Origin of the sequence: Mesorhizobium sp. INR15 (genome assembly GCF_015500075.1) — a bacterium.
Taxonomy (GTDB): Bacteria; Pseudomonadota; Alphaproteobacteria; order Rhizobiales; family Rhizobiaceae; genus Mesorhizobium.
In genome coordinates this window covers 3053190-3075140 of the sequence record NZ_CP045496.1, presented here as the reverse complement: position 1 = coordinate 3075140, position 21951 = coordinate 3053190, and the positions used below count along the sequence as shown (strand labels likewise).

Annotated in this window: 20 protein-coding genes; 9 read left to right on the top strand and 11 right to left on the bottom strand. The window is 64.1% G+C overall.

Annotated features, from left to right (window positions below):
* Positions 1-127: 127 nt before the first annotated feature.
* The 7 genes from GA829_RS14895 (at position 128) to GA829_RS14865 (ending at position 8611) form a co-directional block, all read left to right on the top strand.
* Positions 128-1219 carry an ABC transporter ATP-binding protein gene (locus tag GA829_RS14895; RefSeq protein ID WP_195179213.1) on the top strand — a complete coding sequence of 364 codons (1092 nt, stop codon included), beginning with the start codon at positions 128-130 and terminating at the stop codon, positions 1217-1219.
* A gap of 70 nt (positions 1220-1289) precedes the next feature.
* Complete coding sequence (locus GA829_RS14890) at positions 1290-2174, top strand: transcriptional regulator (RefSeq protein WP_195179212.1); 885 nt, start codon at positions 1290-1292, stop codon at positions 2172-2174.
* On the top strand, positions 2171-3310 hold the full coding sequence (locus GA829_RS14885) for an AgaS family sugar isomerase (protein WP_195179211.1): 1140 nt from the start codon (positions 2171-2173) through the stop codon (positions 3308-3310). The genes GA829_RS14890 and GA829_RS14885 overlap by 4 nt, the downstream gene beginning before the upstream one ends.
* Positions 3311-3312: 2 nt before the next feature.
* Positions 3313-4233, top strand: a complete 921-nt coding sequence (locus GA829_RS14880; protein WP_210337767.1) for an ROK family protein — start codon at positions 3313-3315, stop codon at positions 4231-4233.
* 53 nt (positions 4234-4286) lie between these two features.
* The gene (locus tag GA829_RS14875; protein ID WP_195179210.1) at positions 4287-5405 is read left to right on the top strand and encodes an N-acetylglucosamine-6-phosphate deacetylase; all 1119 of its coding nucleotides are present in this window, start codon (positions 4287-4289) and stop codon (positions 5403-5405) included.
* A 113-nt stretch (positions 5406-5518) separates the two neighbouring features.
* Positions 5519-6211, top strand: a complete 693-nt coding sequence (locus GA829_RS14870; RefSeq protein ID WP_195179209.1) for a DUF2270 domain-containing protein — start codon at positions 5519-5521, stop codon at positions 6209-6211.
* Positions 6212-6349: 138 nt separating this feature from the next.
* Positions 6350-8611, top strand: coding sequence for a cation:proton antiporter domain-containing protein (locus GA829_RS14865; RefSeq protein ID WP_195179654.1), 2262 nt, complete (start codon positions 6350-6352; stop codon positions 8609-8611).
* 30 nt (positions 8612-8641) lie between these two features.
* Here the strand turns inward: GA829_RS14865 and GA829_RS14860 are convergent, their stop codons facing one another.
* Positions 8642-8785: a hypothetical protein gene (locus tag GA829_RS14860; RefSeq protein WP_195179208.1), complete on the bottom strand. Its 144-nt coding sequence runs from the start codon at positions 8783-8785 to the stop codon at positions 8642-8644.
* A 650-nt stretch (positions 8786-9435) separates the two neighbouring features.
* On the opposite strand from GA829_RS14860, the gene GA829_RS14855 reads away from it, so the two are divergent.
* Positions 9436-11697: a PAS domain S-box protein gene (locus GA829_RS14855; RefSeq protein WP_195179207.1), complete on the top strand. Its 2262-nt coding sequence runs from the start codon at positions 9436-9438 to the stop codon at positions 11695-11697.
* 16 nt (positions 11698-11713) lie between these two features.
* Complete coding sequence (locus GA829_RS14850) at positions 11714-12082, top strand: response regulator (RefSeq protein ID WP_195179206.1); 369 nt, start codon at positions 11714-11716, stop codon at positions 12080-12082.
* A gap of 26 nt (positions 12083-12108) precedes the next feature.
* On the opposite strand, the gene doeB is transcribed toward GA829_RS14850, so the two are convergent.
* The 10 genes from doeB to ehuR form a co-directional block, all read right to left on the bottom strand.
* Complete coding sequence (gene doeB / locus GA829_RS14845; protein ID WP_195179205.1) at positions 12109-13110, bottom strand: N(2)-acetyl-L-2,4-diaminobutanoate deacetylase DoeB; 1002 nt, start codon at positions 13108-13110, stop codon at positions 12109-12111.
* 5 nt (positions 13111-13115) lie between these two features.
* Positions 13116-14294 (bottom strand): ectoine hydrolase DoeA, encoded by a 1179-nt coding sequence (gene doeA, locus GA829_RS14840; protein ID WP_195179204.1) that lies wholly within the window; start codon positions 14292-14294, stop codon positions 13116-13118.
* 50 nt (positions 14295-14344) lie between these two features.
* Positions 14345-15337, bottom strand: a complete 993-nt coding sequence (gene eutC / locus GA829_RS14835; RefSeq protein ID WP_195179203.1) for an ectoine utilization protein EutC — start codon at positions 15335-15337, stop codon at positions 14345-14347.
* Entirely contained in the window at positions 15334-16320 is a 987-nt protein-coding gene (gene eutB, locus GA829_RS14830; protein WP_195179202.1) for a hydroxyectoine utilization dehydratase EutB, read from the bottom strand. The genes eutC and eutB overlap by 4 nt, the downstream gene beginning before the upstream one ends.
* A 3-nt stretch (positions 16321-16323) precedes the next feature.
* Positions 16324-17103, bottom strand: coding sequence for an ectoine utilization protein EutA (gene eutA / locus GA829_RS14825; RefSeq protein ID WP_195179201.1), 780 nt, complete (start codon positions 17101-17103; stop codon positions 16324-16326).
* A gap of 3 nt (positions 17104-17106) precedes the next feature.
* On the bottom strand, positions 17107-17766 hold the full coding sequence (gene ehuD / locus GA829_RS14820) for an ectoine/hydroxyectoine ABC transporter permease subunit EhuD (protein ID WP_195179200.1): 660 nt from the start codon (positions 17764-17766) through the stop codon (positions 17107-17109).
* A 34-nt stretch (positions 17767-17800) separates the two neighbouring features.
* Positions 17801-18460, bottom strand: a complete 660-nt coding sequence (gene ehuC / locus GA829_RS14815; RefSeq protein WP_195179199.1) for an ectoine/hydroxyectoine ABC transporter permease subunit EhuC — start codon at positions 18458-18460, stop codon at positions 17801-17803.
* Between the two features lie 64 nt (positions 18461-18524).
* Positions 18525-19376: an ectoine/hydroxyectoine ABC transporter substrate-binding protein EhuB gene (ehuB, locus tag GA829_RS14810; RefSeq protein WP_195179198.1), complete on the bottom strand. Its 852-nt coding sequence runs from the start codon at positions 19374-19376 to the stop codon at positions 18525-18527.
* 87 nt (positions 19377-19463) lie between these two features.
* Complete coding sequence (ehuA, locus tag GA829_RS14805) at positions 19464-20255, bottom strand: ectoine/hydroxyectoine ABC transporter ATP-binding protein EhuA (protein ID WP_308462336.1); 792 nt, start codon at positions 20253-20255, stop codon at positions 19464-19466.
* A gap of 270 nt (positions 20256-20525) precedes the next feature.
* Positions 20526-21911, bottom strand: coding sequence for a MocR-like ectoine utilization transcription factor EhuR (ehuR, locus tag GA829_RS14800; RefSeq protein WP_195179197.1), 1386 nt, complete (start codon positions 21909-21911; stop codon positions 20526-20528).
* Positions 21912-21951 lie beyond the last annotated feature (40 nt).

Sequence of the window (21951 nt, the reverse complement as noted above, 5' to 3'; positions counted from 1 at the left end):
GGTTCGCACGCAGTGGTTTATGTAGCCGCAATCAGTCGCAGCATATTTTTGTTGTAAAATTACAAAAATGAATTACACCCGAAATCGAGATCGAAAGCCCTGACGGGCAAAACGGAGAGACATTGCGGTGGCAGGCCTCGAACTGGAAAACATCAAGAAGTCGTTCGGCGCGGTCGACGTCATCCGTGACGTCAGCCTGTCGATCAACGAAGGCGAATTCGTCGTGCTTGTCGGCCCATCCGGCTGCGGCAAGTCGACATTGCTGCGCTGCATCGCCGGGCTTGAGCCGGTCTCGTCTGGCCGCATGGTCCAGGACGGCACCGACATCACCAGTGCCGATCCGGTCAAGCGCGGCGTCGCCATGGTGTTCCAGTCCTACGCGCTCTATCCGCACATGACGGTGGCGCAGAACATCGGCTTCGGCCTCAAGATCGCCGGTGAAAAGAAGCCGGTCATCGATGCCCGCGTCATAGAGATCGCCAAACTGCTGAAGCTGGAGACATTGCTCGCGCGCAAGCCGAGGGCACTGTCCGGCGGCCAGCGCCAGCGCGTCGCCATCGGCCGCGCGCTCGCCCGCAGCCCAAAGCTGTTCCTGTTCGACGAACCGCTATCCAACCTCGACGCTTCGCTGCGTGCCGAGATGCGCGTCGAACTGGCCAAGCTGCACGCCACGCTCGGCAACACGATGATCTATGTCACCCACGACCAGGTGGAAGGCATGACGCTGGCCGACCGCATCGTCATCATGAACAGCGGCATCGTCGAACAGGTCGGCGCACCGCTGGACCTGTTCAACCACCCCGAAAACAAGTTTGTCGCAGGCTTCCTTGGCCAGCCCTCGATCAACTTCGTCAAAGTGATGGCGACGCACCGCGACGGCACGGATGTCACCGTCACGCTGCCCGGCGGCGAAAGCCTGAAACTGCCCATCGACCCCGCCCGGGCTGGCGACCTCGACGGCGTTGAACTCGGCATCCGGCCCGAAGACGTGTCGGTATCGGCAAGCGGCGGCGGGTTGAAGCTGACGATCGACGTGATCGAGCATCTCGGCAACGAGACGATCCTCTATGGTCACCTCGTGGATGGCCAGACGATGACGATTCGCTTGACCGGGCAGGCAAGGTTCGCGGCGGGGCAAGAGCTTCTGCTCGACATTACCGCGGCAAGCGTCATCATCTTCGACCGTAACGGCAAGAACATCCGCATGAAGGCGGCCTGACGATGTCGGCTTGTTGTGGATGGGGCAACCCGAGGCAGGCAAACCAGCAGCGCGGCTGGCATGGTGAGTGATGAGCACCGTTGATCAAATGCAATCCAGAGGCTCCCTGATCGAGAGGATCGCCGCTGATCGTCCCTCGCTCAGCAAGGCGTTTGGCCGCATCGCCGATGTGCTGATCAGCGCGCCCGCCGAATTCATGGGCCGCTCCATCCAGGAAATCGCCGCCTCCGCCGGCGTCAGCGAACCTTCCGTCGTGCGCTTCTGCCGCCACTATGATTTTGACGGCGTTCCTGATTTCCGTATCGCTTTGGCCATGTCGCTGGTGGCCGAGAATGCCAATCCGAGCCGGCCCTTCCTCGAACCGACGATCGCCGACAAGGCCTTCGTCAACCGGGCGATGAAAATGGCCGTGGCCAGGGAGGCCGTGCAGCTGATCGACAGCGACCGCTCGCTGATCCTCGATTCCGGCTCGACGATCCAGTATTTCGCCCAGCATCTGCGCGCCGCCTCCGGCCGCACCATCCTCACCACCGGCCTCAACATTATCGAGACGCTGTGGGGCTGCCGGCAGCACACGGTGATGCTGCCCGGCGGCACGGTGCGCTTCGATGCGCGCGCGCTGACCGGCCGCATGGTCGAGCAGTCGCTTGAGAACATGCGCTTCGACACGGTCTATTTCGGCGCCGACAGCATCGACCCGGAGCATGGGTTGAGCACCTTCAACGAGGACGAGGCACACCAGAACGCGGCCATGGCCAATGCCAGCCGGCGCCTTGTCGTGCTGGTCGATTCGACCAAATTCCGCGCCCCAAGCCTGCACCGTTTCTGCGGCATCGAGCGCATCGACACGATCGTCACGGATCGCAACATTCCGGCAGATATCGAGAGCAGCCTGCGCGACCGTGGCGTCAAGCTTCTGATCGCGGACCACACTGGTGAAGACAGCATAAAATGAGCGCCAAGCAGCAGACCCGCAACGATCCCCTCGAACGCTGGGTGACCTTCAACGAAGCGATGGCGCAGCCAGGCATCTGGCGCGGCTGGGCCGATCCGCTCGGCCATCACGCCGAGGCGATAGCGGCCTGGATCGCGGAGCGCGGCCACGCCGAGATCTGGTTCTGTGGCGCCGGCACCTCCGCCTTCATCGGCGACACGCTGTGCGCCTATCTGAACGCGCCACCGCGCCAGCCACGCTTTCGTTCGGTGCCGACAACCGATCTGGTCAGCTGCCCCGGCAATTTTGTCCGCACCGACCGCCGCATCCTGGTCGTGTCGTTCGGGCGCAGCGGCAACAGTTCCGAGACGATCGGCGCGCTCGATCTGCTCGACGCCCATATGCCCGGCGCCGACCGTCTGCATTTCACCTGCAACGCCGCCGGCGCACTGGCGACGCGGCAGCCGCCCGGGCCCGGCGAGCAGCGCACCGTGGTGATGCCGGCCGGAACCAACGATGCCGGCTTTGCCATGACCTCGAGCTACACCACGATGCTGCTCAGCGCGCTGGCCTGTTTCGACCCGCACCCGCCGCTGGCGCTTGGTGAAACGCTTGGCCGTCTTGCCGATGCCGGCGAGACCGTGCTTGACGCGGCCCTGCTGGTCGCCCGCGCTGGCCGCCGGCCGCCGTCGCGCGCCGTCTTCCTCGGCTGCGGTCCCCTCACCGGATCAGCGCGTGAAAGCGCGCTCAAGGTGCTGGAACTCGCGCATGGCAACATCCCCACCGCCTGGGATTCGACGCTCGGCTTCCGCCACGGCCCGAAAGCCGTCGTCGACGCGGAGACCCGCGTGCATGTGCTCATGTCCAGCGACCCGCACACGCGCAGATATGACCTCGATGCCGCCAACGAGATCCGCGCCCAGTTCGGCGCCGGCTGCGCCGTCACGCTTGGGCCCGACAAGGCCAATGTCGACCTGCATGTGCCGATGATAGGCAACGATGCCTGGAGCAGCGTGCTTTATGTGCTGGCGGCGCAGATACAGGCCATCGCCTGGTCCGACGCGCTACGCATCAATGTCGACAACCCGTTCACCGAGGGCAATCTGTCGCGCGTCGTCGACGGCGTGACGCTCTATCCCTACCCGGCGGCGCACTGAACATGTTCGGCGGCATCGACCTTGGCGGCACGAAGATCGAGGCGTGCCTGTTCGACCCCGATCTGAAGGAGATCGCGCGGCGGCGGGTGCCGACACCCAGGCAATCCTTCGATGAATTGCTCGACGCGCTGGTCGCCCAGTATGAATGGCTGCGCGCCGAGGCCGGAACAGCCGCCCTGCCCGTCGGCGTCGGCATTCCCGGCCTCATCGAACGCGCGACCGGCCTGTCGCTGACCTCCAACCTGCCGGCCACCAACCGGCCGCTGCATGACGAACTGTCGCGCCGGCTGGGCTTTGCCGTGCCGGTCGACAATGATTGCAAGTGCTTTGCCCTTTCGGAAGCCAATGGCGGCGCCGGCGAAGGCTATGACACCGTCTTCGGCCTCATCCTCGGCACCGGGTGCGGCGCCGGCGTCTGCCACAAGGGCCAGCTGGTCGTGGGTCTGAACGGCTTGCCCGGCGAAGTCGGCCATTTCGGCATCGCCATGAATGCCGCACCGCAAGTCACCTTGCCGATGCGGCAGTGCAATTGCGGCCGCTACGGCTGCTATGAAACCCTGGTTTCCGGCCCCGGCATGACGGCGCTGGCCAGGAGCCTGAAAGGGCTCGACCTGTCACCGGAGCAGATCGCCAGCGGCGCTGCCGCCGGCGACGCCAATCTCGCCGAAATCCTCACCGTCTGGGCCGACATTGTCGGCGAGTTGCTGCGCACCATCCAGGGTACGATCGACCCTGACTGCATCGTGCTTGGCGGCGGCCTGTCGCGCATAGAGGGCGTTGCCGAATTGCTGGCGCGGCAAATGCCGGGACATTTCATCGGCGGCATGCGCGCGCCGGCGATCGTCGTTGCCAGGTATGGCGATTCCAGCGGCGTGCGCGGCGCGGCGATGCTGGCCGCGCGGCAGCCGGTCCATTCGGGCTGATCGCCAGGCCATCTCTGAACCGCGCGAAAAGTCGAAGTCGAAAGGTGAAAATGATGTCCGCGAAAACATCCCCCCTTGGCTATGTGCTGACACCATCGGGCTGGGTGCATGGCCATGTTGTCTGCGAGGATAGCCGCGTCGCCAGGATCGAGGGCGAGCCGGTGTTCGTCACCGACAAGCCGGACCTGCCGTATATCCTGCCCGGCTTCATCGACCTGCATGTGCATGGCGCGCAAGGCGTCGACTATTCCAGTGGCGAGGACGCCATCCGCCAGTTCACCCGCTTCCATGCCGCCAGCGGCACGGCGGCGATGGCGCCCACCACCTCGACATCGACGGTGGAGGTCATCGAACGGTCGCTGGCCGATATCGAGAAAGTGCGGCTGTCGCCGCGCCCCGACGAGCCCACTGTGCTCGGGGCACATCTTGAAGGCCCTTTCATCAATCCGGGCAAGCTCGGCGCCCAGCGCGATATCACGCGCAAGGGAGATGCCGCCCTTGCGCTGAAATGGGCCGGCATCTGCCGTCTGGTGGTCGCCACCGTCGCCCCGGAAATTCCCGGCGGCATCGAGGTCATCGAAGCGCTGACGGCGCGCGGCTGCCGCGTGCAGGTCGGCCATAGCCTCGCCACCTTCGAAGAGACCGCCAGCGGCTTCGCGCATGGCCTGTCAGGCTTCACGCACCTGTTCAACGGCATGTCGGGCCTCGACCACCGCAAGCCGGGCGTCGCCGCCTATGCCTTGGCCAGGGGCCGCTACGCCGAGCTGATCTGCGACCTCAACCATGTGCATCCGGCCCTGGTGCTGGCCGCCTATCGCGCCATTCCACGTCTCTATGCCATCACCGACGCGACCACCGCCGCCGGCTGCCCGGATGGAAACTACAATTTTGGCGGCGATCATCCGATCGTCAAGAAAGGGCTGACCATCATGCTGGCCGACGGCTCGTCTCTCGCCGGCAGCGCCATCACCATGCTCGACGCTTTCCGCAACCTGGTGTCGCTCGGCCTGTCGGTCGCGCAGGCGTCCGATCTCTGCGCCACGCGCCAGGCCGAATATCTCGACCTGAGCGAACTTGGCCGGCTGGTGCCGGGCAGCCTCGCCAGCTTCGTTGTCCTCGACAGCGCGCTTGCGTTGAAATCCGTCTGGCTGCGCGGCCACCAGACCCTCTGATCGAAGGCAACATCAGGAAGTCACCGCGCCGCGATGGCACGATGGCGATGGCGGCAATCCAGGCCATGGAACGATATCCTTGGCCGACCGTTTAAACGGTGGCGGAGGTCCCCATGAACGATGGCGCGGCAATGCCGGTCGGACGGGCGCTTTCATCGGCCGAGCTTGTCAACACGATGTCGCACTTCCATCGCGCGGAAATCGCCCGGATGGCAGGGTGGCGGGATCGGCTCGACAGAACGACGAATTGGGCCATTACCGTCGTGGCGGCGATGTTGTCCGTCTCACTCTCCACCGCCAGCGCCCATCATGGCGTCTTGTTGTTCGCCATGCTTCTGGTGCTGCTGCTGCTCTGGATCGAGGCGCGCCGCTACCGGTTCTTCGACTTCTACCGCGCGCGTGTTCGCCAGTTCGAGCGCCACTATTTCGCGCAAGTGTTCTCGCCGCAGCCTGAATTCGCATCGGACTGGCTCCTCATCGTCGCTGAAGGTCTGCGCGCACCGAAATTCCTGCTTTCGCAGCGTGTCGCCTTGGCGCGCAGGTTACGCCGCAACTACATCTATCTGTTCCTGATCCTCTTGCTGGCCTGGGTGCTCAAGATATCGACGCCCAGCCTGCAGAGCGCGGGGGTGAAGGTCGGCTTTGTCGGCTCGCTGCGTGAGGCGGTGGATGGCGCCGCGCTCGGTCCCATCCCGGGCTTTGCCATCGTGATTGCCGTCGCCGCCTTTTATGCCGCCTTGCTGATCGCCGCCTTCGTCACGATGGGTGATGACGGAGAACTTTCTTTTGGAGACGTTCACGTCTAGCCGCCATCGCTGCAACGCAACCAGTGCTCGCGCGTTGTTGCCACCAGTGCATTGGGTGTTGAGGGATTCATGAACCGGTTGCTTGCGGCGCCGAAACGCAGTTTCGCGGCGATACTGCTCGTGGCTCTGGCCTTGGCCATGGCATCCGGTCCGCTCCTGGCGGCGCAGCCAACCGGCCACAGCTCGGGTCTTGGCGGTTCGGCCGAAGGCATATTCATCGCCGAAATCGTTCTCTTGCTGATTGTGGGCCGTGGCCTCGGCGAGATTTTCCAGCGCTTTGGCCAACCGGCGATCATGGGCCAGCTGATCGGTGGCATCCTGCTTGGCCCGTCGCTGTTCGGCTGGCTGTTGCCATCGGCGCAGCACCTGATCTTTCCGACAGAACCGGCGCAGAAGAGCATGATCGATGCCGTCTCGCAGCTCGGCATCCTGCTGCTTCTGCTGCTGACCGGCATGGAGACCGATCTTCGGCTGGTGCGCCGCGTCGGTGCGGCCTGTTTCTCGATCTCGATCACAGGCGTCATCGTGCCTTTCGCCTGCGGCTTCGCGCTGGCGCAAGTGCTGCCGGACAGCCTGTTGCCCGACCCGACGCAGCGCATCGTCGCCGGGCTGTTTCTCGGCACCGCGCTTTCGATCTCCTCGGTCAAGATCGTCGCCATGGTAGTGCGCGAGATGAATTTCATGCGCCGTAACCTCGGCCAGGTCATCATCTCCTCGGCGATCATCGAAGACACGATCGGCTGGCTGATCATCGCCATCACCTTCGGCATCGCCACCAATGGCAGCCTGCAAGTGCTGCCGCTCATCACCACGGTCGCCGAGGTGGCACTGTTCATGGTGTTTTCCTTCACGCTTGGCCGCCGCCTGGTGTTCACGCTGATCCGCTGGACCAACGACACGTTTCGCAGCGAATACGCCGTCATCACCGTCATCCTCATCATCATGGGTGTGATGGCGCTGACCACCAACATGATCGGCGTGCACACCGTGCTCGGTGCTTTCGTCGCCGGCATACTGATCGGCGAGTCGCCGATCCTGTCCGATCACATCGAGGGCCAGTTGCGCGGCGTCATCACCGCGCTGTTCATGCCGATCTTCTTCGGCATGGCCGGGCTTTCGGCCGACCTCACCGTGCTCGCCGACCCGACGCTGGCCATGCTGACCGTGGCATTGGTGCTCATAGCTTCTATCGGCAAGTTCGGCGGCGCCTTCATCGGCGGCCGGTTCGCCGGCATGTCGCTCAAGGAAGCCACCGCCGTCGGCAGCGCCATGAACGCGCGCGGCTCCACCGAAGTGATCGTCGCCAGCATCGGCCTGTCGATGAACATTCTCTCCCACAACCTGTTCACCATGATCGTCACCATGGCGGTCATCACCACGCTCGTCATGCCGCCCATGCTGCGCTGGGCGCTTGGACGCCTGCCCATCGGCAGCGATGAAAAGCAGCGCGTCGACCGCGAATTGCTGGATGAGCGCGGCTTCGTCTCCAAGCTCGAGCGGCTGCTGCTGCTTGTCGATGACAGCAGCGTCGGCAAGTTCACCGCCTATCTCGCCGGGCTGGTCGGCGGCGGCAGCGGCATGCCCACCACGTTGCTGCACCTCAAAGGCGGACACATCGCCGGTCCGGCCAGTGACAAGGGGCCGGACCAGGCTTTGAAGGAAGTGAAGAAGGGCGCGGAAAAAAGCGCCAGGGCGGTTAGCAAGGCCGAGGACACCTCGGTAGAGAAAGTGCATCTGACCGCTCGCACCAAATCCGAAGCCACCGCCGAGACGATCGCCGAAGAGGCCCGCAAGGGCTACGGCCTGCTGCTGATCGGCCTGGAGAACACGCTCACACAAAAAGGCTCGTTCACACCGGCCTTGAACGATATCACCAAGGGGTTCGATGGCCCGCTGTGCCTGGTGCTGAATGGCGCCAAATCGGCTGGCAAGATGCCGATCCTGAGGCCGGGAACCAGCATTCTGGTTCCGGTCAACGGCACCGAGGTCTCACGCCGCGCCGCCGATCTGGCACTGGCGCTGGCGCGCCCCAACCGGGCTCGCGTCAAGGTTCTCTATGTGTCGCAGGCGCGCCAGGCCGGAAGTTCGACATCCGTGTCGCACCGCCGCGAGGAAGCCATGCTGAAGGATATCGCCGACCTCGCCGACCGCTACGGCGTGCAGGTCGACACCGCGATCCGCACCCGCGCCACGCCCGACAGGGCAATTGTCAGGGAGGTGACCAAGGGCGCCGTGATGGTGGTGATGGGCGTTACCCAAAGACCGGGCGAAGAACTGTTTTTCGGCGACACCGCGACGGCGGTTCTTGCCGCATCCAACTGCCCTGTCGTGCTGCTGGCCAGCGAACGCATCCGCCGTGCGGAAGCAAAGGTTGAGGGAGCAGAGGAGATTAGCGGCTGATCCGGACCAACGGCACGCGTGTTTCGACGCCTAGAGGCCGAAGAATTGCCGACCAATCACATATCCCAGAGCCGCGACAACCAGCGGAAACAGCGCCGGTGCAGCCTTGCTGAGGAAGGATACTTTCGTGGCTTTTGGCGGGACATACCGTGCATTGCCGAGATTCTTGGTCATCCAAACCCCCGATTTCCATATCCATTAGCCATCGCTGATTAACGACTTGTTAAGAAATTAGCTCGGATCGGATAGAAGCGCGGGTTCCACGTCCGCATCCGAATGCGATGAGCGATTCCGGCGGCTGCTCATGTTGAGCCGATTCTGGAAAATCCTGGTCAGAATGGCGCAGGCGGCCTCTGCCCTCTGCCTTTCCCGGCCGCACAGGATTAACCCGCCCAAGCTCGCTGGGGCACCGCTCACCTTGTCGTAGACCATCCACGTCCCGGATGGCTCCAGCAGGCATTCGAATCTGTTCCGGTCGTTCGCCATTGCCTTGCTCCCGCTTCCCTCAGGGAAAACGGGCGAGAAGCAAATGCGTTCGATCTGCTGTCAACTTTGGTTAAGTTGCCGCTAAAGAAGGCTCAACCTGAGCGGGCATCACCCTGGGACACAGCCCCCTTAATCCCGGTGACAAAATGCCTGCTTTCAAAAAAGTGAGATGCGCTCGGAACTTAATCGCGTTTCCGGTGTTCTGGCGATCGGGGTGCCTAAGCTTTCAGTCTTCGCTTTGACGGCCAATGCCGGGCATGTCCGCATCGCTGATTGTGGATGGCAAAGGCCTGGATGTCAGCGACGGGAAATCCGCGCCGACGAACTTACGAGACATCATGCCAGTTTTTAATGCCAGTCCTGCAACCGACCATGCCTTCCTGTCCGGTGGCGGCGAGCTCGGCTGCCTGATCGCCCGTTTCGACTGGGCCGCGACCTCGATCGGGCCGATCGAGGTCTGGCCGCAAAGCCTGAAGACGGCGGTGTCACTGATCCTGCGCTCGAAAGTGCCGATCGTCATGCTGTGGGGCGACGACGGCGTGATGATCTACAATGACGGTTATTCGCACTTCGCCGGTGGCCGCCATCCGCGGCTGCTCGGCTCCAAGGTGCGCGAGGGCTGGCCGGAAGTCGCCGACTTCAACGACAACATCATGAAGGTCTGCCTGCATGGCGGCGGCACGCTCGCCTACCGCGAACAGGTGCTGACGCTCAACCGCACCGGCAGGCCCGAGCAGGTGTGGCTCGACCTCGACTATTCGCCGGTGCTGGATGAGAGCGGCAAACCGGCCGGCGTCATCGCCATCGTTATCGAAACAACCGAAAAGGTTACCGCCGAGCGCTGGCGTGTCGGCGAACGCGACCGCCAACGCCAGATGTTCGATCAGGCGCCAGGCTTCATGGCCATGCTGTCCGGCCCCCGGCATGTCGTCGAGATGACCAATGCCGCCTACATGCAGCTTGTCGGCCACCGCGACATCATCGGCAAGCCGATCCGCGAAGCCCTGCCGGAAATCGAGGGACAAGGTTTCTTCGAACTGCTCGACCAGGTGTTTGGGAGTGGCGAGGTCTTCATTGGCTACGCCCTCAAGGCCGAGCTGGAACGAACGCCGGGTGCCGCCAAGGAAGACCGCTTCATCGATCTCGTTTATCAACCGGTGCGCAACCCGGGCGGCGAGGTCATCGGCATCTTCGTGCAAGGTGTAGACGTTACCGACAGGCTCGTCGCCGAAACCGCGCTGCGCCAGAGCGAAGCCCAGTTTCGTACCTTCGCCGAGGCAATGCCAAACCACGTCTGGACCGCTTCGCCGAAAGGCCTGCTCGACTGGTTCAACCCGCGCGTCTACGACTATTCCGGCAAGATTTCGGGCGAGCTCGACGGGCAGGCCTGGGCCGCTATCGTCCACCCCGACGATATCGGTTCAGCCGCCGAAAAATGGCAGGGCGCCCTCGCCGCAGGCGTCTTTTACGAGACTGAGTTCCGGCTGCGCCGCCATGACGGCGTCTATCGCTGGTTCATTGCTCGCGCCGTGCCGATCCGCGATGCCGAAGGCGAGATCGTGCGCTGGATCGGCACCAACACCGACATCGACGACCAGAAGCAGGCGACGCAGGCCCTGCTTGAAAGCGAGCGCCGCCTGCAGCTGTCGCAGTCCGCCGCCGGCATTGCCGCGCTTGAACTCGACATCGCCAGCGGAACCGTGGTCGGCTCGGAAAATTTCTGGAACCTGTGGGGGCTCAGCCCGCGAGAGAGCAGCCATATCAGCCTGCTCGAAAACATCGTCATCCCCGAAGACAAGGACATCCGCTCCAATCCCGAGACCCGCGAACGGGGCACGGCGGTACCGAGCGTCGAATACCGCATCCGGCGGCCCGACACGGGCGAAATGCGCTGGCTGTCACGCCATATCGACTTTGTCCATGACGAGACCGGCAAGCCGGTCAAGATGTTTGGCGTCATGCAGGATGTTACCGACCGGCGAGAGGCGCAGACGCGGCAGGAACTGCTGACGCACGAGCTTGAGCACCGCATCAAGAACATCCTCGCCATGGTCGCCGCCATCGCCTCGCAGACGCTGCGCAACACCGACATCGCCACGGCGAGCGCCACCTTCAACGAGCGCCTGCGCGCGCTGGCCAACGCGCACGATATTCTCAACAAGACCCGCTGGACCAGCGCCTCGATGCGCCAGGTGATCGACAACACCATCGCGGCCTTTCCGGCCGAACAGATCTCCGTCTCCGGACCGGCCCTGCCGATCAACCCGAAGATGGCGCTGACGCTGGCGCTGGCTGTCAACGAACTGGCCACCAATGCGCTAAAATACGGCGCGCTGTCGGTGCCCGATGGCAAGGTGTCGATCGAATGGTCGATGCATCCGCCATCCGAGGCCGGCGGCCAGACCAGGCTGATATGGCGCTGGCGCGAACAAGGCGGCCCAGCGGTCACGCCGCCGACCAGGCGCGGCTTTGGCCGTTTCCTGATCGAGCGCGTCTTCGGCACCGATTTCGGCGGGTCGGTACAGATCCATTACCATCCCGATGGCGTCGAATGTGTGTTGAACGCACCGGCACCCCAGTTGCCGACCGCGCGCTACTGACTACATAAGGCCTGTCATGAGCACACAGCCTCTCGCCACGGTCCTTGTCGTCGAAGACGAGGCCTTCCTCTTGTTCGCCATCGCCGACGAGTTGCGCGAGGCGGGGTACAACGTGCTTGAAGCCAGCAACGCGGACCAGGCGATCGCGCTTCTGGAGGCGCGCCAGGACATCAGCCTCCTGTTCACCGACATCGACATGCCGGGCTCGATGGACGGATTGCGGCTGTCCGCCGCCGTGCGGGACCGCTGGCCGCCGGTCAAGATCATTATCACCTCCGGCAAGCGCCAGCCGGCGCAGGAGGCGATGCCCAGCGGCGGCGTCTTCCTGCCAAAGCCCTATGCCCCGGCGGCGGTCGCCGCCACCATTCAGGGCCTGCTCGGCTAGCCGCGGGAAGGCTTCGTTTAAGGCCTTCAATCCACCTCGACGGCAACCACCGCCGCACAGTCGCCGGCTTTGACCAGGCCGGGAAAATGCCGTGCCGCCAGCAGTCCCGACATCTTCGCGCGGATCTCCTGCGGTGCCATGCCGGTGCGGCCGGTGGAATGGATGCGGGCCAGCACAGCGTCCTTTTCGACAGGCTCGCCCAGGTCGGCCATTGTCTCGATCATGCCGTCTTCCTCGGCGAAGGAGAAGCAGTCGCCCGACGGCATGTCGAGCCACTGCGTTCGAGTCTTCTCGACCGCACCAGCGACGATACCGGAATGGCGCAGCACATTGAGCACGCCGCGCCTTGCGATCCGCACGGTTTGCGCGCGCGAGGTACCGCCGCCGCCAAGCTCGGTGCTGACGAACACCTTGCCCATTTCCTCCGCCGCCGTGTCGTACATGCCGACGGCATCGATCTCGATCATGCGCATCGAGAACGGTGCGGAGAATGCCGCCACGGCGGCAAACGCCTTCTGCTCCAAGGCCTTGTCGGGCACCGTGTGAGCGGCACAAAAGGGCACGAAATCAAGCGTCTTGCCACCAGAATGAAAGTCGAACACGATGTCGGCTCGCGGCAGAAGTTCGCGCTGGAAGTAATCGGCGATCTTCTCCGTCACCGTGCCGTCAGGGCGGCCGGGAAAGCTGCGGTTCATGTTGCCTCTGTCGATCGGCGACGTTCGCGTGCCAGCGCGGAACGCGGGATAATTCATCGCCGGCACGATGATGACCGTGCCGCTGACCTGGCGCGGGTCAAGCGTGCGCGCCAGGTCGTAGAGCGCCAGCGGTCCCTCATACTCGTCGCCATGGTTGCCACCGGTCAGCAGCGCCACCGGACCTTGGCCGTTGCGGATGACGCAGACCGGGATCATCACCGAGCCCCACGCCGAGTCGTCGCGGCTGTAGGGCAAGCGCAGGAAACCGTGCTGGGCACCGTCGCGGTTGAAATCGACGGTAGGTGTGATCGGCGATGGGCGCGGACTGGACATCGGGCTCAATCCTTCACCACCAGCTTGCGCGGCACATTGGCCAGGCACTCCACGCCCGTGTCGGTGATCAGGATGGATTCGGTGATTTCCAGCCCCATTGTCTCCAGCCACAGGCCGGTCATGAAATGGAAGGTCATGCCTGGCTTGAGTTCGGTGCGGTCGCCCGGGCGCAGGCTCATCGTGCGTTCGCCCCAGTCCGGCGGATAGGACAGACCGATGGAGTAGCCGGTGCGGTTGTCCTTGACGATGCCGTATTTCTTCAGGACCGCGAAGAAGGCGTTGGCGATGTCCTCGCATGTGTTGCCGGGCTTTGCCGCCGCCAGGCCAGCGTCCATTCCTTCAAGCGTCGCCTTCTCGGCATCGAGAAATTCCTGCGTCGGCTTGCCGAGGAAGACGGTGCGCGACAGCGGGCAATGGTACCTGTTATAGCAGCCCGCGATCTCGAAGAACGTACCCTCGCCCGACTTCATCGGCTGGTCGTCCCAGGTCAGGTGCGGCGCCGATGCATCGGCGCCCGAAGGAAGCAACGGCACGATCGCTGGATAGTCGCCGCCGATACCGTCGACGCCCCGCGTGCCGACATCGTAGATCTCGGCGACGAGATCGCATTTGCGCATGCCGACCTCTATCTTGTCGACGATGCGCTGGTGCATCGCCTCGACGATCCGGGCCGCCTTGCGCATATAGTCGATCTCGGTCGGGCTCTTCACCGCACGCTGCCAGTTGACCAGCGCGGTTGCATCGACAAAGCGGGCATTGGGAAGATGCTTCTGCAAGGCGGCGAAGGCGGCGGCCGAGAACCAGTAATTGTCCATCTCGACGCCGACGGTAAGCTTGCCCCAGCCACGATCGGTCAGCACGCTCGACAGAAAGTCCATCGGATGGCGCTCGGTCGACTGCACATAGTGGTCGGCATAGCCGACGATGTTGTCATGCGCGAGATAGGCGGTGCGGCGGGCGCCATTGGCATCCTGGCCGCGCCCGTACCAGACCGGCTCGCCCGATGGCGGCACGATGACGGCCTGGTGCACATAGAACGACCAGCCATCATAGCCGGTCAACCAGGCCATGTTGGATGGGTCGCTGACGACAAGCAGGTCAACGCCCTTGGCCGCCATGGCTTGCCGGGTCTTGGCGAGGCGGTCCGCGTATTCGCCGCGCGAGAATTTCAGGTTCGGCTGCATTGTTCTTGGTCCTCGTTTGTTGGGCCTGGAGCCTGCTCCCGTGGCCAGCATCAGCTTTCGAAAATCGTCCCGGCTTTCACGGCCCGCGCACGATCGCGGGCGAGCGTGGCGATCGCCGTGTCCTGCACGCCGGTACCCGTAAGGTCGGCGAGGGTGATGTCGCTGGCCGAGCGCCTGCCTGGCCGTTCGCCAGCGATGATCTGGCCAAGCTCCGTCACTTCAGCGTCGGCTGCCATCACGCCCGCGGCGATCGCATGGTGCAGTTCGCCCAGCCGCCGCGCCTGGCGGGCGCTGTCGGCGACATAGAGGTCGGCCATGCGCAGAATGGCCGGCGCGATCTCGTTCTTGTGTTCGGCGTCCGATCCCATGGCGGTGATGTGCTGGCCGGCGGAAACGAAGCCCGCCTTGACCAGCGGCTCGGTCGAGGGTGTCGTGGTGACGATGATGTCGGCGCCGGCAACCGCTCTTGACGCATCCGGTTCGGCGCGCGCCAGAATGCCGAGCTTTTCGCGCAAGGTGCCGGCGATCTTTTCCGCCTTGACCGCATCGCGGGCCCAGATGCGTGCCTCGGCGATCGGCCGCACCAGCATCAGCGCTTCGAGCTGCAGCCCGGCCTGGACGCCGGCGCCAAAGATCGTCGCCACGGAGGAATCCTCCCGCGACAAATGCCTGGCCGCGACGGCACCCGCCGCCGCCGTGCGGACATCGGTGAGATAGCCGTTGTCGAGCAGCAGCGCCTCGACCAGGCCGGTCGTGGCCGACAGCAGCACCATCATGCCGTTGACGCTTGGCAGGCCAAGCTTGGGATTGTCGAAAAAGCCAGGGCTGATCTTGATGGCAAAGCCATCGACACCGGGCACATAGGCGGTCTTCACGTCGACCTCGCCGCGATGCTCGGGAATGTCGAGCCGCAGGATCGGCGGCATCGCCACAGGCAAGGTGGCGAGCGCGCGGAACGCATTTTCAACGCAGGCGACGGCATCGAGATCGAGTGTCACGATCTTGCGCAGGTCCGTCTCGGTGAGGATGATCATCCGGCTCATGCGGCGCGCTCCGCGAAGGTATCGCCGCAAACGATCCTGCGGTGCTGGTCCATATCGATATTGCGGCCAGAAAGCAGGACAACCACCGGCCCGTCGGCCTTGACCTTGCCGGCGAGCAGCGCGGCAATGCCGACCGCGCCGGCGCCCTCGACGATCTCGCGCTCCTGCTCGTAGGCGTGGCGTATGCCGGCGGCGATCTCGTCCTCGCTGAGTAGAATGACATCGTCGAGCAGGTCGCGGCACATGGCGAAGGTCAGCCGGTTGTCCAGCCCGATGCCGCCGCCAAGCGAATCCGCCAGCGTTGGCAATTCCTCCACCAGCACCGGACGGCCCGCATCGAGGCTGGCCTTCATGGCCGCGCCGCGCGCCATCGAGACACCGATGACCTTTGTGCGGGGGCTGACGCCCTTGACCGCGGCGGCAATGCCTGAAGCCAGTCCGCCGCCGGACAGTGGCACCAGCACCAGGGCGGCATCAGGAATCTGCTGGATCATCTCCAGCCCGAGCGTGCCTTGCCCGGCGATGACGGCGGGATGGTCGAAGGGCGGCAGCATCACCAACCCCTCCTCTGCCACCAGCCGCTCGACTTCCTGCTGCGCGTCGTCCTGGCTGTTTCCGACGATGCGCACCTCGGCCCCGAGCCGGCGGATTTCCGCAAGCTTGTTTTCGGGCACCAGCCGCGACATGCAGATCACCGCGCGCATGCCCTCGAGCTTCGCGGCATGGGCGAGCGCGCGGCCGTGATTGCCGGTGGACGCCGCCACCACGCCAAGCGCTTTCTCCTGAGCATCGAGCGAAGCAATCGCATTGGATGCACCGCGCAGCTTGAAGCTGCCGGTCGTCTGGCGATGCTCGAGCTTCAGGTAAACCGGATGACCCAACCGCCCGGAAAGACTCTGGGAAATCACGGTCGCCGTCCGCTCGATCCTGTCGGCGATGCGGTCGCGCGCGGCGCGGATATCCTGCAGCGTGACCATGGCCATGGTTCAACCGCGCTTCATCGGCAGCGTCATCAGACGGCCGAATTCGGGACGGGCGGTTTCATCGCCGCAGAGCCGCAGGCAATTCCAGGCGCTTGCCTGGTTGCTGGTCACCACGGGACGGCCAATTGCTGCCTCCATGCCGCTGATGGCGAGTGCTGCCCGCAGGGCCGTGCAGGACACAAACAGCGCCTCGGCGCTGGGGTCTGTTGCCTCGCGCGCCAGATCGACAAGTGCGTCCGGAGCGATGCGCGCCATCTCGCGATCATCCTCGAAACCGAGGCAGGTGAAGCTGACGATCTCGAACCCTTGCGCCGCGAAATAGGCCGCCATCGGCCTGGATGTCTCGACCGTGTAAGGCGTGAGGATGCTGATCCTGCGCACGCCGAATGCATTGAGCCCGCGCACGCCGGCCATCGGCGGCGTCACCACAGGCACGCCGGGCTTGGCTGCCGCGACCGCCGCCTCGATTTCGGCATCACCAATCACCACCGAGGCCGAGGTGCAGGAATAGCAGATGGCGTCGAGCGGCTCGTCAGGCAGGATCAGCGCCGCGCCCGCCGTCAGCGCAGGCTGCATCTTGCGCAGGTTCTCAGGCGTCGTCGGGTTTTTGTAGGGAATGCGCGCGACATAGACGCCGATCCGCTCGCTCGCCACCATGCGGCGGAAATCCGGCTCGCTGGTGTGGTCGGTGGCGAGAATGATCAGGCCGACGCGCCGCTCCAGGGGGCGGTCATCGAGCGGTGGCCGCTTCCAATGGACCTTGATTTCGGGCAAGGGCTTCAAGCTCTACCTCTCGATCTTGCCGTAACGGCGTTCCAGCCAGCGCAGCAGCACGACCGAACAAAGGCTGATGACCAGGAAGAAGGCGCCGACCAGCGTGATCGGCTCGATGTAGCGGTAGTAGGTGTTGGCCACGCTCTTCGCCTGGTTCATCAATTCCAGCACGGTGATCGCCGACAGGAGTGGCGTCTCCTTGAACATGGCGATGAAATAGTTGGCCAGCGCCGGGATCATCGGCGGGATCGCCTGCGGGATGATGATGTGCGACCACGTCTGCCGGGCATTCAGGTTGCACGCCTTGGCCGCTTCCCACTGGCCGCGCGGCACATTGTCGATGCCCGCACGATAAACTTCCGCCGTGTAGGTGCCGTAATGCAGGCCAAGCCCGATGACGCCGGCCACCAGCGGCGGCAACAGGATGCCGACATCGGGCAGCACGTAGAAGATGAAATAGAGCTGCACCAGAAGCGGCGTGCCGCGGATGAATTCGGCGAGGAAACCGACCGTGCGCGATAACGCCTTGTTGGGCGAGCGGCGTGCCAGTGCGATGCCAAGCCCGACAACCGCTGCCAGCAACGAGCCAAGCAGCGTTGCCAGGATGGTGATCTTCACCCCCTGGATCAGCGTCGGCATGATCTGCCAGACGAAATTCCAATCCCATTCCATCAGAAGACCCAATTTAACAGAAGGGCATTGGCCATTAGACGCGCACTCCGTCGAGGCCGCGCGCCATGCGGCGTTCCAATGAGCGCACGCCCCAGGAAATGAGCAGCGCCAGGATGAAATAGATGATCAGGATTGTGGTGAACGGCACCATCGTGTTGCCGGTCTGGGCGCGCACCACCTGCGCCTGGAAGGTCAGGTCGGCGAGCGAGATCAGCGACACCACGGATGTCGCCTTGAGCAACTCGATGGCGTTGTTGCCGAAAGTCGGCAGCATCACCAGAAGCGCCTGCGGCAGGATGACATGACGCATGCCTTGCCAGCGGCCGAGATTGAGCGCCACGCAGGCCTCATACTGTTCGCCGCCGATCGATTGCACGGCGCCGCGCACCACTTCGGCGGCATAGGCGCCGACATTGAGGCCCAGCGCCAGCACGCCGGCCTGCAGCGGCGTCAATTCGAGCCCGATCAGCGGCAGCACGAAATAGGCGAAGAACAGCTGCACGAAAATCGAGGTTCCACGGAAGAATTCGATATAGGCGGTAGCGAGCGCCCGCAGCACGAAGAAGCGCGACAGCCGCCCCATGCCGGCGACAAAGGCCATGAACAGCGCAAGCACCGACCCCATCAGCGTCAGCTCGATGGTGACAAGCGCTCCCTGCAATATCAGGCCGAAATAGCCGGACCACTGGGTCATGAGGATTCCACGTTGGCAGGTCTGGGTCCTTCTCCCCGCGAACGGGGAGAAGGAGGAAAAGCGCCTACTTGGCGGCGCAGAGCTTGTCGCGGGTCGTCGACATCGCCGCCGCGGCCGAGAAGCCGTAGGGCTCGATGATCTTGGCGAACTCGCCTGATTTCTTCAGCTTGGCCAGCTCGACATCGAAAGCATCGCGCAGCGCTTCGTCGCCCTTCTTGAAGGCGGCGCCATCGCAGTAGACCGGCGCGCCCTGCACCGGGGCAATGACTTCAAGGTTCGGATCGGCGGCCTTCTTCATCAGGTCGTTGATCGACAGGACCGGCAGCGAATAGGCATCGATGCGGCCGTCCTGCAGCATCTTCACGCCGCTCTGGCCATCCGGCACGACAATGACGCGCTCGCGCGGCACGCCGGCATTGAGCGCCAGCTTCTCCTCGGTGCCGCCGCCCGGTGCGCCGATGGTGGCGTTTGCGTCCTTGGCGACATCCTCATAGCTCTTGAAGCCCTTCGGATTGCCCTTCTTCACCAGCATCGCCTCGGCATCGCACAGCACCGGCTCCGAATAGGCGACTGCCGCGCAGCGCTCCGGTTTCATGAACAGGCCGGCGGTGACGACATCGAAGCGGCCTGCCTGCAGGCCGGGGATCATGGCGCCATATTCCGAGATCGAGGCGACGATGTCGGCAACGCCGAGACGCTTGAAGATTTCGCGCGCCACATCGGGCGCGGCGCCCGAAACCTTGCCGTCGGCGGCGACCGCTGTATAGGGCGGCTCATTGGCGATGGCGACACGGGCAAAGCCCTGCGTCTTCAGCTGTTCGAGCTTGCTGTCGTCAGCCGAACCGGCGGTCGAGGCGGCCAGAACCGCCGTCAGTGCAAGACCGGCGACGCCGGCCAGAATGCCAAGTTTCTTCATTGTTCCCAACTCCTTGTTTCTTGTCTTGATTAACTGGGACGGCTCCCCGCCCCCTTAAGGACGACTTCGCCGCCTCTTGCATGACGGTCAGACGCGATGTCCGGCCGCGATGATCTTCTTCAGGAAGCCTTGCGTGCGCTCCTGCTTGGGATTGCGGAAAATCTCGTCGGGTTTGCCTTCCTCGACGATCTTGCCGCGATCGAAGAACAGCACCCGGTCGGCGAAATCATGCGCGAAACCCATCTCGTGGGTGACCAGAAGCATGGTCATGTCGGTCTCGGCGCAAAGCCGCCACAACACGTTCAGCACCTCTTCGACCAGCTCCGGATCGAGCGCCGATGTCACCTCGTCGAACAGCATGATCTTGGGCTGCAGGGCGAGCGCGCGGGCAATCGCCACCCGCTGCTTCTGGCCGCCGGAAAGCTGCGCCGGCATCGCCTTGGCCTTGTCGGCCATGCCGACCATGTCGAGCAGCTCCATGGCCCGCTTCTCAGCGGCGGCGCGCGGCGTGCCCTTGGTCAGCATCGGCGCCAGCGTGACATTGTCGATGACACATTTGTGCGGAAACAGGTTGAACAGCTGGAAGACCATGCCGGTCTTCTGGCGCATCCTGGCAAGGTGCCGTTCGTCCGCCGGCAACAGCTGGCCGTTGCGCTCCATGTGGTAGAGCTGCTCGCCATCGATCTGGATATGGCCGGCATCGATCCGCTCCAGCGTCATCAGGATGCGCAGGATCGTCGTCTTGCCGGAGCCGGATGGCCCGATCAGCGCCAGCTTCTCACGCGGCATGACCTGCATCGACAGGCCGTCCAGCACCTTGAAGCTGCCAAAGCTCTTGGAGATGCCGTCGATCTTGATGATGGGCGCTTGTGTGGACAAATGAATTTCCCCTGCTGGAGAAGCCTGTGCCCTTAACGATGCGGAACGCGCCAAATCATGTCAATTGGGAAAATAATATCATGACAATTATTCTGATTCCGCACAATTCTTGAGCAACCAGGCAACGCCGGGCGCCGAGATTCGGGTCAGGCCGACCCGAGAATGGTGGCATCCGAGAACCGGAACGGCGCGTACTTTTCGTACGTGAGTACCGGAAGCGCAGGATGCTGACATTCGCAGGCCGGCATCACCCGAATATCGACGTGCCGGCTAGATAGCGAGCAACAGATGCTCAGGATCGCCAAGCAACAGCTTGGTGACAACGCCGAGGCCGGCGCGCAGTTCCCCTTCGGTGGTCGAGCCCAGCGAAATGCGCACCGCCGGGTGCCAGGGCGCATCCGAGATGCGGAAGGATGTGCCGGGCGCGATCGCCACGCCTTGCAGGCGGGCCTGGGCGACAAAACTCTCCTCGGCCCGGTCGGCGGGCAGTTGCAGCCACAGATGCAGGCCGTCGCGATGCGCGCGATAGTCGACGCCCGCCAGGACCTCGGCGGCTATGTCCATACGGCGCCGCAGCGCCGTCCGCTGCCAGCGCACAAGTTCCATCGCCGTGCCGTCGGTCACCCATTTGGTGGCGATCTCCGCCACCAGCGGCGTCGCCATCCAGTTCGAAACCAGGTGACGGTTGGCAACAGCGGCGACATAGCGGTCCGGTGCGGCGAGATAGCCGATGCGCAGGCCAGGCACCGTGATCTTGGTGAAGGAGGTGACGTAGAGCGTGCGCTCCGGCGCGAAGGCCGCGACCGGCGGCGGCCGATCCTCGACCAGCGGGCCCAGCACATCATTTTCGATGATGGCGATGTCGTGCTTGCGCGCCACGGCGGCGATTTCGGCGCGCCGTGCCGCGTCCATCAGCGTCGCCGTCGGGTTGATCACCGACGGCTGCACGAACACGGCGCGTATGTCGGAAAGCTTGCAGGCCTCGTCGAGCGACGCCGGGATGAGGCCATTGCCATCGATCGGCAGGCCCTGGAGGTTAAAGCCGAGATAGCGGGCCAGCGGCACCAGCGTGTGATGACCGATCGCCTCGGTGGCAACCGTTGAGCCCGGCGGCGCCACGCTCATCAGCGCCACCGTCATGCCGGCCGTGGCGCCATTGGTCAGGCTGACATTCTGCGCGGAAATGTCGAGCCCGCACTGCCTCAACCATTCCACCGCCACCGCGCGGTGGCGTGGAAACACCATGTTGGGCCGGAACGACAAAGCTGAACTTGATGGCAGGTTCTCCGCCAGCCAGCCCAGCGCCTGCTTCAGCCGCTCCAGATGCATCGGCTCGCAGACCGGCTTCAGGATCGAGAGATCGATCACCTCGCCCAGGCGCTCCGGCAGATATGGCGGCTCCGGTTCGCGGCGCTGCGTCTGGACAAAGCTGCCACGGCCGATCTCGCCTGAAATCAAGCCGCGCCGGATCAACTCCTCATAGGCGCGGCTGACCGTCTGCACCGAAAGCTTCAGGTCATCCGCCAGCCGGCGATGCGTCGGCAGCCGCGTGCCGTTGGCAAGCCGCCCGTCATGGATCGCGCGCGCGATCTGATCCGCCAGCGACAGGTAGGCGGGCCGCCGGATAAGCGCGGGATCGGGTTGCCACAATGTCATGACTTATTAGAGATCGAAATCAGTGCAATTGACAATCGAA

Excerpts from the sequence above, each read along its gene's own strand:
- GA829_RS14890 (WP_195179212.1), top strand. The coding sequence starts at position 1,290 with ATGAGCACCGTTGATCAAATGCAATCCAGAGGCTCCCTGATCGAGAGG.
- GA829_RS14885 (WP_195179211.1), top strand. The coding sequence starts at position 2,171 with ATGAGCGCCAAGCAGCAGACCCGCAACGATCCCCTCGAACGCTGGGTG.
- GA829_RS14880 (WP_210337767.1), top strand. The coding sequence starts at position 3,313 with ATGTTCGGCGGCATCGACCTTGGCGGCACGAAGATCGAGGCGTGCCTG.
- GA829_RS14875 (WP_195179210.1), top strand. The coding sequence starts at position 4,287 with ATGTCCGCGAAAACATCCCCCCTTGGCTATGTGCTGACACCATCGGGC.
- GA829_RS14870 (WP_195179209.1), top strand. The coding sequence starts at position 5,519 with ATGAACGATGGCGCGGCAATGCCGGTCGGACGGGCGCTTTCATCGGCC.
- GA829_RS14865 (WP_195179654.1), top strand. The coding sequence starts at position 6,350 with ATGGCATCCGGTCCGCTCCTGGCGGCGCAGCCAACCGGCCACAGCTCG.
- GA829_RS14860 (WP_195179208.1), bottom strand. The coding sequence starts at position 8,785 with ATGACCAAGAATCTCGGCAATGCACGGTATGTCCCGCCAAAAGCCACG.
- GA829_RS14855 (WP_195179207.1), top strand. The coding sequence starts at position 9,436 with ATGCCAGTTTTTAATGCCAGTCCTGCAACCGACCATGCCTTCCTGTCC.
- GA829_RS14850 (WP_195179206.1), top strand. The coding sequence starts at position 11,714 with ATGAGCACACAGCCTCTCGCCACGGTCCTTGTCGTCGAAGACGAGGCC.
- doeB (WP_195179205.1), bottom strand. The coding sequence starts at position 13,110 with ATGTCCAGTCCGCGCCCATCGCCGATCACACCTACCGTCGATTTCAAC.
- doeA (WP_195179204.1), bottom strand. The coding sequence starts at position 14,294 with ATGCAGCCGAACCTGAAATTCTCGCGCGGCGAATACGCGGACCGCCTC.
- eutC (WP_195179203.1), bottom strand. The coding sequence starts at position 15,337 with ATGAGCCGGATGATCATCCTCACCGAGACGGACCTGCGCAAGATCGTG.
- eutB (WP_195179202.1), bottom strand. The coding sequence starts at position 16,320 with ATGGCCATGGTCACGCTGCAGGATATCCGCGCCGCGCGCGACCGCATC.
- ehuD (WP_195179200.1), bottom strand. The coding sequence starts at position 17,766 with ATGGAATGGGATTGGAATTTCGTCTGGCAGATCATGCCGACGCTGATC.
- ehuC (WP_195179199.1), bottom strand. The coding sequence starts at position 18,460 with ATGACCCAGTGGTCCGGCTATTTCGGCCTGATATTGCAGGGAGCGCTT.
- ehuB (WP_195179198.1), bottom strand. The coding sequence starts at position 19,376 with ATGAAGAAACTTGGCATTCTGGCCGGCGTCGCCGGTCTTGCACTGACG.
- ehuR (WP_195179197.1), bottom strand. The coding sequence starts at position 21,911 with ATGACATTGTGGCAACCCGATCCCGCGCTTATCCGGCGGCCCGCCTAC.